The following is a 14,537-nucleotide window of genomic DNA, read 5'->3' as shown; positions in this document are numbered from 1 at the left end:
TGATCCGCGAACTTGGCGCCTCGATCCTCGTCGGCTTTTGGTCGCTGCCTTTGCGCTCGTGTTCTACTAACGGGGTCACCGCCTCTCTTCCGCCGGTCTTTCTGAAGCGGAGTCCATCGCTTGCGAACGCCTGGACAAATAGAACCATTCGGCGATGAAAACGGCGGCAATGCCTGCGACCGCATAGGCGACGACCGCAGGGTCGGTTTTGAGCTTGGCGAAGGCAAAAGCTGTCAGGACTACGCTGTCCGCCACGAGTGCCGACCATAGCACCCAGGCACGCGCACCGATCTCTTCCCGCAAACCGCGCAGCACGCCCCAATGCACAAGCATGTCCATTACGAGATAGAAAAATGCTCCGAGCGAAGCGATCCGCGACAGATCGAACAGGACCGCGAGCGTGCCGGCAATCACTACGGTATAGACCAGCATGTGACTGCGGATCGGTCCGCTCATGCCGAAATGGCTATGCGGGATCATCTTCATCTCGGTCAGCATCGTCAGCATTCGCGAAACGGCGAAAACACTGGCGATGACACCCGAGGTCGTGGCTGCGATCGCGATTGCGACTGTGAAATAGAAGCCAAGCTCTCCGAGCGCGGGGCGCGCAGCTGCCGCAAGAGAGTAATCGCGCGCCTCGGCTATTTCTGAAGTGCTGAGGCTGGCGCCGACCGCCACCGCGACGAGAAGGTAGACGACCACGCATACTGCGATCGAAATGATAATGGTTCTGCCGACATTCCGATGCGGATCGATGATTTCGCCGCCGCTGTTGGTGATGGTGGTGAAACCCTTGAAAGCGAGGATCGAGAAAGCGACCGAAGCGAGCAACGCGTCGAGGCCCGAAAGCGCGACCGGCTCTGCGAAGGCACCGCCTGAAAATCCGGTGGCCCAGATCGCCGCAATTGCGAACAGGGCGATGCCGCCGATCTTGATTGCCGACATAATGAGCGAAAACCCGCTGACCGATTTGTTGCCGGCAGCATTCACGAAATAGGCGAAAACGATGAGGGCCAGTGCCGCGACGGAGACCAGAATGCCGCTGCTTTCGAGCCCAAAGGGCCGCAAGGCATAGGTCGCGAAGGTCCGAGCGACCAGGCTTTCGTTGATGACCATCGACAGCGCCATCAGGAGCGATGCCGATGCTGCAACGACGCCCGGTCCGTAAGCCTTCTGAAGGATCATCGCGATGCCGCCAGAGGAGGGCCAGCGGTTCGACATCTTGATGTAGCTGTAGGCGGCAAGCGAGGTAACCAGCGCGCCGACTATGAAAGAAAGCGGAAATAACGGTCCAGCCAGTTCGGCAATCTGGCCGGTCAGTGCGAAGATACCTGCGCCAATCATGACGCCGGTCCCCATCGCGACACCGCCCAGCAACGTTATCGAGCCCGCATTCTCGCTATGTTGATCGTCGCCATCTGTCTGCAAGTCTTTCCCCTGTCTATGTCATCCCGTCCGAGAAGCATCACGACAAGCAGTACGTTGGGCAGAGGTTCACCCCTTAAAAAGATCCAGCATTTCTGACCGAGCTTTTGACTATCGCATTTCTCCTATTTCGTGCGTGCTGCAATCATACAAATTGGAAAGGTCCGGGACTGTGGGGGCAGCCAGCCCGGACCCGGCGAGAAGTTCGACAGGCTTCTGTGTCGCTTCCCGCAATTAGTCCTCATCGCCTGCAACCTTTCATGCCGACGCATGGAGTGGCTTCACCCCCTTACGGAAAGGACGCGAAGACGCTCTGTCCGGTTGGGCCAAAGGCGATGACGTCGTAAGGCTGGATCCGGTTTCCGGCCTCCATGCCGGGCGATCCCAGAGGCATTCCCGGAACCGCGAGGCCGGCAACGCCGGCGGGCCGTTCGCGCAAAAGCTTGGCGACGGCTTCTGCAGGCACGTGACCTTCGATGATGTATCCATCGACCTCCATCGTATGGCATGACCATAACTCTTGGGGTACGCCCCGCGCGGTCTTGATCGCCGCCATGTCGTTGCTGTCGACCGATGCCACCTTCGTGTTCATCCCGTCTTCGACATGGCCTGCCCAGTTGAGACAGCACCCACATCCTGGATCCCGGAACATCGTATAGGTCGCTGCCTGAGCCACGTTCGAACAGGCTGCCAGCACGAGCAAGGCCGCGCCGCTAATCGATCGCCGGAGCAGCGAAGGCTTTTTCAAATTCATTGTGCAATTCCTTTCTTGTATCCGCGCCATAGCGAGATCGTCCCGGTTGCCGTCGGGAACCGTTGGAGCAGGCATGGCTCGGTGAAGATTTCGGCGAACAGTTTTTCGACTTCGCCGTCGGCGCTGGGCTGCGTGTCGCTTATGCCGTCAAGAGACTGGACGGTCGCCCGGAAGAGGCTCCGCATGAGTGGGCTATCCTGCTTCATATAATCGGAGATCAACACGGTTCCGCCTGGCACGAGCAAGCTTTCGATGGTTTCCAGGATTGTCTGCTTCTTGCGCAAGGGGACCTGGTGCAGGACGAGGCTGCTGACGATCTTGTTCGGCTGCCACCCTGCGGGTAGCTTGAGGCTTTCGAGAAAGCCATTGTGCCATTTCACGAGATCGGCTCCCGCGCCAAACTTGCGCCGCGCAAGCGCGAGCGCATCCGGGTCGGGTTCGACACCGATCAGACCCGCTTCCGGACAATCCGTCATCAAGGCCTTGAGAAGAGTGCCGGTTCCGCTGCCAACATCGATCACCCGGTCGCCGGGGACAAGGTGCAGCTCTTCGACAATCCTTTGGCGCCAGAGATGTTCGCGGGTGAACAGACCGATCGCCCGGTCGTAAAGGGGCGTCAGAAAGCTCTTGCCAAGAAGAGGCGTAAATTCGCCGTGATCTTCAGGTGCGGTGATATTGCTCACGAGTTGGTTTCCATTCATCCCGGGTTCGACCCGATTCTGACAGACCCGTCTCGATTACGTATGGTGGTGGACATTCCCTCAAAAAAAGAAGTTTAAGGGATTGTGCAGGCGAGCGCGTATAGGACACGTGCAACCCACAGGAGTTTTTCGGATGCGTGACAATCACTCTCTTGATGCGGTGCTCGGAACCCTTTCCGCCACCGGCACCAGCGAGGTCCCCGCGGACTTCATGGATGGCGTTTGGCAGCGCGCCGGACAGCTTGGCGAAATCGCCGACCGACGCCGCCGGACGGCTCTGTTCGTCGGTCTGTTCGTCGTCGGGCTTGGAGCTGGCGCCGGAACGAGCGGTTGGCCCGGCGGCTATGGCACGTCTTCCGCGTCATTTGGCGAGAGTCTTATCCTCGGCGAACAGCTGTCCCCATCGGCGCTCCTCCATGTGGAGCAATAGGGTTTGAAGACGACGCATATCGTTCTCGCGGTGCTTCTCGCAGCACTTGCAGGATGCCTCGGCGCGATTGCCGCGGACCGCTGGGCCAATCACGAGGCTGGCTCCGGCCTCCACGATTTCGTGCACGACGAACTCACCCTGACGGCCGACCAGGAGCAGCGTCTCGATGCGCTCGAGGCTCGTTTCGCTGTCGAAAGGGCACGGCTCGAAGGATCGGCGCGTGCAGCCAATGCCCGGCTCGCCCAGGCGATGGAAACCGAGCATGAGTACGGTCCCGAGGTCTCGGCCGCGATCGACGAGGTGCATGCACGCATGGGCGATCTGCAGAAAGCAACGGTGCGCCATGTCTTCGACATGCGCGAAATTCTCGAACCCGAGCAGCAACGCCAGTTCGACCGCAAGGTCTCCGACGCCTTGACCCGCGACCCTCGCGACTGAAGCGCCATGTCGGGGGCGGGCGACAATCCGGATGAGGCCCTTGTTTCGCAGGCGAGGGCTGGAAACAAGCGGGCTTTCAGCCAACTCGTCGAGCATGAAACTGGTCGGCTTCTCGCGCTCGGGACACGCATGCTTTCCTCTCCTTCTCAGGCCGAGGACGTTGTTCAGGACAGCCTCGCTTCGGTGTGGCTGACGCGCCATCGGCTTGATCCGGACAAGCCGATCGGACCCTATCTGACAACCGTCGTCCTCAACCGCTGCCGGGACCGTTTGCGCAGGCGCAAGGTCGCGGGCTTTTTCGGACTGTCGGGTGATGACGAACTCCATTCCATCGCCGACGATTTGCCGGGTCCTGAAGCGTTGGCCGTTTCCAGGGAAGAGCTCAATCTCGTTCAGGCCGAGATCGCGCGAATGCCTGTAAGGCTGCGCGAAGCGCTTGTGCTCGTGACCATCGAGGGGCGTAGCCAGGCCGAGGCGGCCGATCTTCTCGGAACGACCGAAAAGGCGATCGAAACCCGCGTATATCGCGCGCGCAACAGGCTGAAGGAGCGCTTCGAAAAACTTTGGGGGGTTGGCTGGGCGCGCGCGTAAGTAACGGTAAACGCCAAGTCAGGAGCCCTTTATGATCGCCGTCAATCGACGCAAGTTTCTCGGAGCCGGAGCAGGAGGAATGGGTCTGCTCGGCCTTGCCGGGGCGATGCCTGCCTGGGCACGGGGCGCGGACATCCTCGCAGGTAACGCCCGCAAGGGGCTGGACGAGATATCCGGCCCCAGTATCGACCTCACCGTTGCCCGATCGGCCTTCGCGACCGGCAACAGGCGCGGCGGCGCGATCGCCGTCAATGGCACGATCCCCGGTCCGCTGTTGCGATTGCAGGAAGGCACGACCGTCCGGCTCAATGTCCATAACCAGCTCGAGGAAGATACCTCGATCCACTGGCACGGTCTGCTCGTGCCGTTTCAGCTCGATGGAGTGCCTGGCGTGAGCTTTCCCGGCGTCAAACCGGGAGAGACCTTCACCGCCGAATTTCCGGTTCGCCAGTCGGGTACCTACTGGTGGCACTCGCATAGCGGCCTGCAGGAACAGGCCGGGCATTACGGCGCGATCGTGGTCGACCCCGCCGGACCCGATCCGGTCCAGGCCGACCGCGAATATATCGTGGTGCTGAGCGAATTCAGCGAAATGTCGCCCCACACGATTTTCGACAAGCTCAAGAAGGGCGAAGGCTACTTCAACTACAACCAGAACACCTGGACCGACGATTACCCGCTTTCGGGCGAGGATCGCCGGATGTGGGCGAAAATGCGCATGATGCCGACGGACATCCTCGACGTGTCGAGCGCGGCTTATACCTATCTTCTGAACGGCCATGGCCCGCTCGACAATCTGGAATACCTCTTCCGCCCGGGCGAACGCGTGCGGCTGCGCTTCATCAATGCCGGCGCCATGACCTTCTTCAATATTCGCATTCCCGGCCTGCCGATGACCATCGTTCAGGCGGACGGGCAGAACGTCGAGCCGGTGGAGGTCGACGAGTTCCAGATCGGTGTGGCCGAGACATACGACGTCGTCGTGACGCCGGGCGCGCAACAAGCCTACACGCTGGTCGCGGAGTCGATGGACCGCTCGGGCATGGGTATTGCCACACTCGCGAGCGCACCCGGCGCTCGCGCCGCCATTCCGCCGCTGCGCGATCCGCCGCTTCTGACCATGGCCGACATGGGCATGAGCGGCATGGACCACGGCTCGTCTGGCGATGCCGGCATGTCGGGCATGGACCACGGAAGTGGCGGCGACATGGCGGGGATGGATCATGGTTCGTCCGGCCAATCCGAGATGGCAGGCATGGCCGGCATGTCGGGGATGCAGATGCGCGACACGTCGCTTCTGCCGCCCGATGTGAAGGTCGGGCCCGGTCTCGACATGGTCTCGATGAACCCGGTCGACCGCATGGGCGATCCCGGCATCGGTCTCGCCGATGTGCCGCATCGTACGCTCGACTATCGCAAGCTGCGCGCTCTGACTCCACACCGCGAGGGCCGCACGCCGTCCCGGCGAATGGAAATTCATCTGACCGGCAATATGGAGCGCTACATGTGGTCGTTCGACGGCAAGAAGTTCTCCGCCGTCTCAGACGAGCCGATCCGTTTCGCCTATAACGAGCGCGTGCGCGTGAAGCTCGTCAACGACACGATGATGGCGCACCCCATTCACTTGCACGGTCATTTCTTCGAGCTGGTCAATGGCGCGCCGGCCGATCGTCAACCGCTCAAGCACACGGTAATCCTGCAGCCGGGTGGCAGCGCGCAGTTCGACCTGACGGCGGACGAGCCGGGCGACTGGGCCTTCCACTGTCACCTTCTCTACCACATGCATGCCGGGATGTTTCAGATCGTCACGGTCGCCAATCCCGACGGGAGCGAAGCATGAAAATTCGTATTGTCAGCCTGCTCGCATCGGTCGCAGCCGGCTCAGTTCTCGCCTCCCCCGCGGCGGCGCAGCATGCCGGTCATTCGCCGGCGGAGCCGCAGCAAAGCGCCGAGGCGCAGGCTGACGCGAAGACGAAGTGCGAGGAAGAAGCCGAGCGCCATCGCGCGATGGGGCATCCGGTTGCAGATGGAGCATGCGAACCGGCTGCTCAACCTGAAGCCGCCATGGACCGCTCGCAGATGGATCACTCAACCATGGATCATGGTGCGATGACCGCTCAGGATGGCCATTCTGGCATGACAATGCCTGTGGACGCTGCCCGTCCACAGGCATCGCCCGAAAGTCATGAAGGAATGGATCACGGCTCGATGCCGCAGGGCAAGCCCGCCGAAGGCGCGATGGATCATTCGCAGATGAATCACGGCGAGATGGGTCAGGCGGAGGCCAGTTCGTCGATGGACCATGGGCAGATGGATCACAGCCAGATGAACCATGGGGAGACGCCTTCGCAGGACAGGCAGGGCATGGACCATTCGGCGATGCAGATGGGCTCGGACGATGATATCCCGCTGCTGCCGCCTCCTCCAGAAGCAGGGAGCGGCCCAGCGCGCGCGGCGGTCGCCATCTGGGGCGAGGAAGCCATGAACGAAGCGCGCCGCGAGCTTGTCCGCGAGACCGACGGAGGAATGCGCTTCTGGTTTCAGGGCGACCGGCTCGAGTACCGCGCCCGCGAGGGGAAGGATGGATATCTGTGGGACATCCAGGGATATTATGGCGGCGACATCGACAAATTCTGGTTCAAGTCCGAGGGTGAGGGCAGCTTCGGCGAACCCATAGAAGGCGCCGAGGTCCAGGCGCTCTGGAGCCGCGCCATTGCGCCCTTCTTCGATTTCCAGGCGGGTGTTCGCCAGGACCTGACCGGTCCGGAACGCACGCACGCGGTTATCGGTATCCAAGGGATCGCGCCTTACCAGTTCGAGGTCGATGCCGCGGCCTTCGTCTCCACCAAGGGCGATGTGACGGCGCGTTTTGAGGGCGAACTTGATCAGCGCATCACGCAGCGGCTGATCCTTCAACCGCGTGCCGAAATCGCACTTTCCGCTCAGGATATTCCCGAACTCGGCATTGGCGCTGGCCTCGACCGGATCGAGGCAGGTCTGCGTCTTCGCTACGAGTTCGCACGCGAATTCGCGCCCTATGTCGGCGTTTCCCAGGAATGGCGCATCGGCGACAGCGCGGATTTTGCGCGGGCCGCCGGAGAGGATCCGAGCGTCACCAATTATGTCGTCGGTGTGCGATTCTGGTTCTGAAATCTCAAAAAGGATAGAACTTCCATGACCAAGACTTTGACACGCATCGCGGCGACTGCGCTTGTTGCCACGCTGATACCGCTGCCAGCCTTCGCGCAGCAGATGGACCACTCTTCCCATGCGAACCATCAGATGCACGCGATGGACGCTTCGGCGGACGATGTCGCGGGCGCTGAAGAAACCCTCAAGGCCTATCGCACCGCTCTTGAAGCGCGCGACGCGCAGGCAATGCGCGCGCTCTTCGCCGAGGACTCGGCGATCTTCGAGAATGGCAAGGCCGAAGGAAGCTTTGCCAATTACATGGAGCACCATTTGGGCCCCGAGCTCGACGCGATTGTGAGCTTCACCTTTACCGACCCCACGCTGACCGTCACCCGGATGGGGCACATGGCCCATGCCTATGAGACGTATGGCTATCGCATCGAACTTAGCGATGGCCGGGTGATCGAGCGCGACGGCGTGGCGACATCGGTGCTTGCTCACGATGCGGACGGGTGGAGAATCGTCCAGTACCATTCCTCGTCGCGCGCGCCGCGCAACTGATTACGGCTTTCGAAGAGGTAGCACCGGTTGGCAACGCCGTCGCTGAAGCTGCGCCTGCATGTGCTCGGCAGCAAGATCCACAAATGGCTGGCGATTTTCGTCGGTGTCCAGGTTCTCTTGTGGATGGGAACCGGCGCCCTCATGTCGTTTCTCGACCTGGAAGAAGTTCGCTCCGAACATGTCGTTTCGCGTGAACAAGAGGCGCTGCCCGCCGATGCCCCGCTCCCGGCCTGGGTCGCAAACGACGGTACTCTTGCAGCGGTAACGACACGTTCGCTCGACGGCGATGCCGTGACCGAGGTCCGCAAGGTTGACGGTAGCGTGAGCCTCCACGATCCGGTGACTGGGCGTAAACTCTCCCCCATCTCGGCGGCAACGGCAAAATCCATCGCCTTGCGCGCATGGACCGGGCCGCGCACGACCATCGAGGCCGCACGGATCGTCGATGACCCCATCGGAACCGAGTTTCGCGGCCCTTTTCCGGCCTGGCAGGTCACCTATGCTGACGAGGCTTCGACGCGCATCTACATCGATGCCGCCAGCGGCACGCTCGGGGCGGCGCGCAGCGATACATGGCGCCTGTTCGATTTCATCTGGGGCCTCCACATCATGGACTGGACCGAGCGCGACCGCATCAACAGTTGGTGGCTGCTGCTGTTCGGCATTGGCGGCACGATCATAGCCCTGTCGGGTTTCGTCCTGCTGGCGAACCGGATGCCGAGGCTGCGCCGCCGCGCAAAGAAGAGCAAGCTCGCCTGAGCCCATGGGGCTTATTCGCGTGGGCGAACGCTTTACCCTCGTTCGCCAGGCCGAACGCGGCCAGGAGCCGAATGCGTTCGACGATCGCGATGATGCCGCCAGCAAGCGTGACCACCCGGGCGCACTTCAGTCGCGCTGAACTATCAAATTAATGCGAGGGGCACGCGGCTGCCGTGCGTATCAGGCACATAGGTCGCACTTTAACTGCAGGGTCGGGAGACATACGAGACATGAAAGCCCCCTCATTTCTGGCGCTGCTCGCCGCAAGCCTGCTCTTCGTCGGACCCGTTCAGGCTCATGGCGACGAAAAGCACGGCGAAGAGGCGAGCGCCGCGCCTGCTGCCACCAATGGCGATGTGCACGACCAGGCGGCCATGGCGCAGATGGGCGAGACTGCGGATGCTGGCGAGTCCTCCGGCGCGCACGATGAAGCGGGCGCAGCCCATGACGAGGCCGGTGGCCATGCGGATGAGAGCGAAACCGGCGTCATGGCCGTACTGAAAAAGCTGCATCCGGCAACGATCCACTTCCCGATCGCCTTGTTTTTCATGGCTGCGGCCACCGAATTGTTCGTGATGCGCCGGAAAGGAGCGGGCCTGGAAAGTGCGGTGCGCGTACTCGTCTACGGCGGAGCAATCGGCGCAGTCGTCGCAGTTCTGTTCGGATGGATTCACACCGGTCTGTGGTTCGGCGGCGATACTGTCATGCAAGTCCATCGATGGACCGGTATGCTGATCGCGGTTCTCGGTATTGCGATGGCATACCTCGCGAGCAGGCCGAGCCAGAGCCGCGCATGGTTGCGCGCGTCGATCTTCTCCATGGCGGCACTCGTTCTCATCCAGGGGTTCCTTGGCGGCGAGCTCGCGCACGGACCGGACCATCTTGGCGTTTCGTGGCTCTGAAGGAGTTGAATAACATGCGAATTCTGAAATCGAACACCGCGATAGCATTTCTCGCGACCGCGCCATTGACGTTCGCTCTCGCCGCTTGTGACCAAGCGCAGGAGAGCACACCGGCTGCTGAGGTTTCGCCTATGGGCGGAACTGCGGTGATGCCTGGCACGGCACCCGAGGCGGGTCTTGCAGACCCGGCAACCTCTCCCTCCGAAAATGAGGCAGCGGCCGCACGTCAGGACGCTCTTTCGACAATTGGCGCCGCCACGCCTGCGTCACGGCGCGCTGTCCCGCCCGCATCACGCGCAACTGCCACACCCGCAGCGCCAGCAACGCGCACGCAACCCGCGAGCGAGGCGACCCCGCCCGCCGATCCCCATGCGGGCCATGACATGTCCTCGATGGCCGATCACGACATGGACAGCATGTGATCGGGCGCGTTCCCCGGTGACACGGCTATTCAGGAGATACCCTGGGCAGGAAACCGCAACGAACATCGCAAGATCAGGAAAGGACGGCCCCGCCTCCCCCCGAAGCCCTGCGGGTCGCAGGTGCCCCCAAGGGGCCGTCCAGGAACCCCGCGTGAAGCCCAACCCGACTCGCGGGGTTCCGCTTGCCCGGCTTTGCTGTCCCGGTGCCAGGCGCTTGCCGGCATGGCATTGTGCTATGTGAGCAGCGCGCAGAAAATCGCCTCGATGATTATGAAAGCAACCGCATCTGTCGGAATCGGGAAAAGCCGGAGCGTTGTCGGCTTGGGAGGACGAAGGTAAGCGGTTCACTTAGCGTCTATGGATTGAGCCCGAAGTAGAACGGCCGCATTCGTCCAATCGACGAGCAGAGTATTTCATTCGATCTCAGACGCAAAACCAGCGCGGAAATAGACGGATATCCGCCAAAAAGGGCTGCTAGTCGCTGCCAATCGCAGATCCGTAGGCGGAGACCTAAACTGCTAGCGATTGGTGATTGATCGCTTTTTGCCGTGGATTGAGAGTTTGGCCGAACGGCTTGTCTGCTTGAGAACAACACTAATAGCCGACTGACCGCTAGCGGCCCAGTGCCGGTCGTTACTGCGACTCTGTCGCTCCGGTCGGGCAAGCGACCGATATCGGGCCGTGAGTTGCCAGGCAGCTTATATATTGCAGAGAGTACCAAAGCCGACGTTCGAACCAGCGGTACTGTCGATGTAAACGCGAGGCTCTACTAGCCGGCAGAATGGGGCGGTAGCGGAAAAGCAGGTTTTGGCAAACGGACGCGACGGGCGAGAGGGTGCAGCGGCAATGTTTCAACCACGCTGTAGAGCCACGGCAGGCGCGGAAGGCTTAGTGCCCGAATTCTCGATCGGCAATGTCACAGCAATGACACGCGGGGCTAAGGAGCCTGCCACCAAGTCGGCGAGACCGGCACATTGGCGGCGTGCAGCTCGGTGACAAGCTTGCGCTGCCATCCTTCCTGATCATCGAAGGGCACGTAAACGATGCCATCATAGTCGGAAGGCCGTTCGACGTTCGGCGGAACGAGCGCGCAAACGCGATCGGCGCCGAGCTGGCCGATGAAGAAGCCCATCTCGAAAATCACGTTCTGGCGCGGGCGCGGCGCGGGATCGGCGGGCGCCACGCCGGCCGGCAGAAGCCCCGGACGCAACTGGCCCAGATCATCGGGCGTCATCAGGATGACAGCGTAGGCGGCGCCATCGGCCTCCTCCTGGAACTTGGTGAGGATCGACCGACCCTGATTGGGGCGCTCGCTCAGGATGATCACGCCGAGGCCGACACGGGTTTCTAGGAACCGCGCGACCGCATGTTTGGCGGCCTCGTCACGGCCATGGACGAGAAAGACCTTGGCTGGCACGACATCAACGGCGGGCGCGGCTTCCGGCTCGGCCGGCGCTGCGACCGCCTCCGGCGCGGCGTCCGGGATCAGCCCCTTTTGGCGCAGGATCGCGTAGAGATCGCCTGCCTTGACCGCCCAATGGGTGCGGCTGAACTCGAAATCAGCGAGCTGCAGATCCCATTTGGTCGCCGCGATCTGCTCGAGCGAGAGCGCCGGCACGTCCTCGTCGAACTCAAAGATCACACGAAATTCCGAGCCGCGCTGCTGGATGCGCTTGATCGTGCCGAGGCGCGGCGTGCCTTCGGTGTGCTGCTCGTACATGAAAAGGGTGGGAAGCTTGGCGAGCTCCTCCAGCGCGTCTGGGGTCAGCGCCTTTAGGGCATCGCGAATGACGTCCTCGGTATATTCGAGCATCCGGGTGCGATCCCAGACATAGACGCCTTCTTCCCAGGCATTGTCGCCAGCGGTGACCATCACATTATACATTGGCGCCCGAACCTTCCCCGTCCGACGGCGGATCGGAGCCGATCCCGCTCCAATCTTCTGCCCAATCGCCATCCTCGCGCGAGCCGGCCGGATAGACTAGCGCGTAACCCTTGGGCGTCTCCCATTGTCCCAGGCTGTCGAGCACATAGGCGCGATCGAGCGTCCGCCCGACCCCGACGCGCAGCACCGCGATGGTCTCGTCCCATTGCGCGAACAGGATGGCGATGCCGGCGCCGCCGTCATCGTCGACCTCATGTGCCGTGATCGCGAGCGCCGCCCCGCTCACGACGAAGCCGCGCTCGGACAGCGCCGTCAGCTTCGCACGCCCCTCGAGCTCGCTGCGAGTGATGGCGAGCGGTGTTGCCGGGGCGCCATCGCCGACCAGCCCGGCGCAGAAATCGTGGAACGCCTCCAGCATCTCGGCCTGATCCAGGGTGTCGAGCTCGTCGAACCCGAAATCGAGACGCGAGCAGCCCGTCATCAAGCCGACCAGCGCGCGGCCGCCATTGATCGTCGCGAGCGGCAGATAGGGGCGGTCATCATTTGGCGCGGCGGTCAACGCCTCGGCGGTAATGTCGAACGCGGCGGCGATCGAGGCGATGGTGTAGGCGCTGACCTTTTCGCCGCGTTCGATCCGCTGCACCGACGCGACGCTGCGCCCCGCCAGGGCGGCGAGGTCTTCCTGTGTCAGCGCGCGGGCGGCGCGCAGCGCTTTGATTCGGTCGGCGGTGGCCTGCATCAGCGGCGAAGCAATCATAGTGGCGTCTCCGTGTCGATGCGTTTTCATCGCGCGGTCGCCGCCCATCAGGCCACGTCAGAAATCCTTCAGCGCCTCCGCAATCGCGGGCACAGTAGGGCCAGCGAAGACTCGAGAGTAACGACCCATGGCCAAAGTGACGTTCGGCAACCGCCAGGCCGGCATCTTGTGTAATCTCCCTACCGAGCGGCGACTCGACCTGATCGCTGAAGGATTGCCGGTGATCCTCGCCAGCGCCGAGAGCTTCTGGACGGCGGCCGCCAGCCTGACGCAGGCGCCCCGCGAAGCCCGCGTGCTTGAAGGGTTCGCCGAGGAGGAAGCCGCCAAGATCCTGATCCTGATGGATCTGGTGCGCTGCCCGCCCAAGCTAGTCGCGAGCCTCAGCGGCAAGATCGTGCGGACCTTCTACGATCACCTCGGCCGATTGATCTATGGTGACGCGCAGAGTTGGCGTCCGGTCGATGTGGCGCAGCTGCGCGACTATGTCGATAACACGCGACAGGGCCATTATCTCGAAGGCTATGCCGGCGAATATATCGTGCCGAACTGGAGCCGCTATAGCCGCGAGGCGGCGATGTACGCCGATATCGAAGTGCTCGATAATGGCAGCGCGCACTGGAGCGAGCCGCTGCAATTCGGTTCGGTCAGGAGGCCAAGCGAGCCAGCCGCGCTGATGCTCGGCAAGGCGATGGCGGCGGTGGGGATGTTCACCCGCGCGGGGCTGCAGGCGGTCGCCGAGGTCTGGGGCGAAGTCGAGTTCGTCGACACGCAGGGCTATACCGAACAGGAAAAGCTGACGCAGGCGATGTTCGAACGGCTCGATGCGGCGCAGGTCGTAACGGAGGCGGCCAGCGCCGATCACGTCAGGTTGCTGCGGCATTATTGGCAGCTTCCGATGTACCACCTCGACTTCAAGGAGGCGGCGGTGCCGCTTGAGACGCTGCAGGCGGATCGCGAGGCGCAGCTTTGGGCCGAAGCCGGCTATGGGCCGGAATACGGCTGATTGTCGGCCGCCTCCCAGCGCTAAACCTGGCGAGAATACGCGGCACGGCGACTTTCTCGACCTCCAGATGGCTTCGTCAGCAGCGAAATGACGCCTCGTAAGACGCCATGACATCAAGGTCCAAGAAGCGCGAGGCGGCGTCTTTTCATCCGACGCCGTGCCTCAGCCGCTTACAGCAGAGTATAAGTGATCGCCTGAGCCTGGTCATAAAGGCGTCACGGAGATGGCCACCACGATCTCGACCAATGGCTCCTGTTGGGGTTACAGGGCGTCTCACGAGCGACCGGAAAGGGCGCCTTGCTGCCATCTCTGCGTTGGATGAACGAACGACCGCTCCAGCCAGGTGGCCGCCCGGAAGCGGACTTACCGGACAGTCCGACAGCGCCGCCATTCCACCCGCATCGAATTGGCGTCCGCTTTCAGGCTGCCGGCAGCGAGGGTTTCAACGACCGAGATGGGCGCAAGCCGCCTTAAAAAGGATTGATCATCCCAGTGTAGCGTGCTTCAACAGCCTCGTTGCGTGACCAACTGGTACAGCAGCATGGTACAGCAGTGGTTTCTGTGGGAAGAAAAATCCTCGGATTTCCGCCGTTTTCTGAGTTCCAAGACCCCTCCACGACTCGAACCTGCTCTGACCCTATCTGGGGGGAACGACCCGCGAAATTGTGATATATACGAATGGCGATCGGTCGGTTGACTGGGGCGCAAGAGCATCAGAACCGAAAACCGGTCGCTTGCGATTAGTACATCGGGCGGGCCTATATGCCTCCGCCTCGG

General features: G+C 62.2%; 14 protein-coding genes. 9 read left to right on the top strand and 5 right to left on the bottom strand.

Annotation, left to right across the window (positions count from 1 at the left end):
• Nucleotides 1-75 precede the first annotated feature (75 nt).
• The 3 genes from B2V90_RS18780 to B2V90_RS18770 all read right to left on the bottom strand — a co-directional run bounded on the left by B2V90_RS18780 (nt 76) and on the right by B2V90_RS18770 (nt 2,880).
• Entirely contained in the window at nt 76-1,428 is a 1,353-nt protein-coding gene (locus tag B2V90_RS18780) for an APC family permease (RefSeq protein ID WP_009823996.1), read from the bottom strand.
• Nucleotides 1,429-1,714: 286 nt separating this feature from the next.
• Complete coding sequence (locus B2V90_RS18775) at nt 1,715-2,179, bottom strand: DUF411 domain-containing protein (protein WP_008603937.1); 465 nt, start codon at nt 2,177-2,179, stop codon at nt 1,715-1,717.
• Nucleotides 2,176-2,880, bottom strand: a complete 705-nt coding sequence (locus tag B2V90_RS18770; protein WP_038283671.1) for a class I SAM-dependent methyltransferase — start codon at nt 2,878-2,880, stop codon at nt 2,176-2,178. The genes B2V90_RS18775 and B2V90_RS18770 overlap by 4 nt, the downstream gene beginning before the upstream one ends.
• Nucleotides 2,881-3,013: 133 nt before the next feature.
• Here B2V90_RS18770 and B2V90_RS18765 point away from each other — a divergent pair, with 133 nt between their 5' ends.
• The 8 genes from B2V90_RS18765 (at nt 3,014) to B2V90_RS18730 (ending at nt 9,693) form a co-directional block, all read left to right on the top strand.
• Nucleotides 3,014-3,310, top strand: coding sequence for a hypothetical protein (locus B2V90_RS18765; protein WP_009823994.1), 297 nt, complete (start codon nt 3,014-3,016; stop codon nt 3,308-3,310).
• Nucleotides 3,311-3,313: 3 nt separating this feature from the next.
• Entirely contained in the window at nt 3,314-3,748 is a 435-nt protein-coding gene (locus tag B2V90_RS18760) for a Spy/CpxP family protein refolding chaperone (RefSeq protein WP_009823993.1), read from the top strand.
• 6 nt (nt 3,749-3,754) lie between these two features.
• Nucleotides 3,755-4,339, top strand: coding sequence for an RNA polymerase sigma factor (locus B2V90_RS18755; RefSeq protein ID WP_293922757.1), 585 nt, complete (start codon nt 3,755-3,757; stop codon nt 4,337-4,339).
• A gap of 31 nt (nt 4,340-4,370) precedes the next feature.
• A complete protein-coding gene (locus B2V90_RS18750; RefSeq protein ID WP_293922755.1) occupies nt 4,371-6,179 on the top strand; it encodes a copper resistance system multicopper oxidase in 1,809 nt (602 codons plus the stop codon).
• Nucleotides 6,176-7,489, top strand: coding sequence for a copper resistance protein B (locus tag B2V90_RS18745; protein ID WP_066761575.1), 1,314 nt, complete (start codon nt 6,176-6,178; stop codon nt 7,487-7,489). The genes B2V90_RS18750 and B2V90_RS18745 overlap by 4 nt, the downstream gene beginning before the upstream one ends.
• Before the next feature lie 24 nt (nt 7,490-7,513).
• Entirely contained in the window at nt 7,514-8,032 is a 519-nt protein-coding gene (locus tag B2V90_RS18740) for a YybH family protein (RefSeq protein WP_009823989.1), read from the top strand.
• A gap of 27 nt (nt 8,033-8,059) precedes the next feature.
• On the top strand, nt 8,060-8,791 hold the full coding sequence (locus B2V90_RS18735) for a PepSY domain-containing protein (protein WP_009823988.1): 732 nt from the start codon (nt 8,060-8,062) through the stop codon (nt 8,789-8,791).
• Nucleotides 8,792-9,021: 230 nt separating this feature from the next.
• A complete protein-coding gene (locus tag B2V90_RS18730; RefSeq protein ID WP_009823986.1) occupies nt 9,022-9,693 on the top strand; it encodes a DUF2231 domain-containing protein in 672 nt (223 codons plus the stop codon).
• Nucleotides 9,694-11,052: 1,359 nt separating this feature from the next.
• Here B2V90_RS18730 and B2V90_RS18725 read toward each other — a convergent pair.
• Both B2V90_RS18725 and B2V90_RS18720 read right to left on the bottom strand, forming a co-directional pair.
• Complete coding sequence (locus B2V90_RS18725; RefSeq protein WP_009823985.1) at nt 11,053-12,000, bottom strand: TIR domain-containing protein; 948 nt, start codon at nt 11,998-12,000, stop codon at nt 11,053-11,055.
• On the bottom strand, nt 11,993-12,805 hold the full coding sequence (locus tag B2V90_RS18720) for a helix-turn-helix domain-containing protein (RefSeq protein WP_009823984.1): 813 nt from the start codon (nt 12,803-12,805) through the stop codon (nt 11,993-11,995). Before B2V90_RS18720 ends, B2V90_RS18725 begins: the two co-directional genes overlap by 8 nt.
• 79 nt (nt 12,806-12,884) lie before the next feature.
• Between B2V90_RS18720 and B2V90_RS18715 the strand changes: the two genes are divergently transcribed.
• A complete protein-coding gene (locus B2V90_RS18715; RefSeq protein ID WP_009823983.1) occupies nt 12,885-13,760 on the top strand; it encodes a hypothetical protein in 876 nt (291 codons plus the stop codon).
• The last annotated feature ends 777 nt before the right edge of the window (nt 13,761-14,537 follow it).

This window comes from Sphingobium sp. UBA5915 (genome assembly GCF_002431195.1).
Lineage (GTDB): Bacteria > Pseudomonadota > Alphaproteobacteria > Sphingomonadales > Sphingomonadaceae > Sphingobium > Sphingobium soli.
This window is presented reverse-complemented; position numbering and strand designations above follow the sequence as displayed.

Bases quoted from the DNA above. Each gene is read 5' to 3' on its own strand.
- B2V90_RS18730 (WP_009823986.1), top strand. From the start codon at position 9,022: ATGAAAGCCCCCTCATTTCTGGCGCTGCTCGCCGCAAGCCTGCTCTTC.
- B2V90_RS18720 (WP_009823984.1), bottom strand. From the start codon at position 12,805: ATGGGCGGCGACCGCGCGATGAAAACGCATCGACACGGAGACGCCACT.
- B2V90_RS18775 (WP_008603937.1), bottom strand. From the start codon at position 2,179: ATGAATTTGAAAAAGCCTTCGCTGCTCCGGCGATCGATTAGCGGCGCG.
- B2V90_RS18745 (WP_066761575.1), top strand. From the start codon at position 6,176: ATGAAAATTCGTATTGTCAGCCTGCTCGCATCGGTCGCAGCCGGCTCA.
- B2V90_RS18765 (WP_009823994.1), top strand. From the start codon at position 3,014: ATGCGTGACAATCACTCTCTTGATGCGGTGCTCGGAACCCTTTCCGCC.
- B2V90_RS18715 (WP_009823983.1), top strand. From the start codon at position 12,885: ATGGCCAAAGTGACGTTCGGCAACCGCCAGGCCGGCATCTTGTGTAAT.
- B2V90_RS18770 (WP_038283671.1), bottom strand. From the start codon at position 2,880: ATGAATGGAAACCAACTCGTGAGCAATATCACCGCACCTGAAGATCAC.
- B2V90_RS18750 (WP_293922755.1), top strand. From the start codon at position 4,371: ATGATCGCCGTCAATCGACGCAAGTTTCTCGGAGCCGGAGCAGGAGGA.
- B2V90_RS18755 (WP_293922757.1), top strand. From the start codon at position 3,755: ATGTCGGGGGCGGGCGACAATCCGGATGAGGCCCTTGTTTCGCAGGCG.
- B2V90_RS18740 (WP_009823989.1), top strand. From the start codon at position 7,514: ATGACCAAGACTTTGACACGCATCGCGGCGACTGCGCTTGTTGCCACG.
- B2V90_RS18725 (WP_009823985.1), bottom strand. From the start codon at position 12,000: ATGTATAATGTGATGGTCACCGCTGGCGACAATGCCTGGGAAGAAGGC.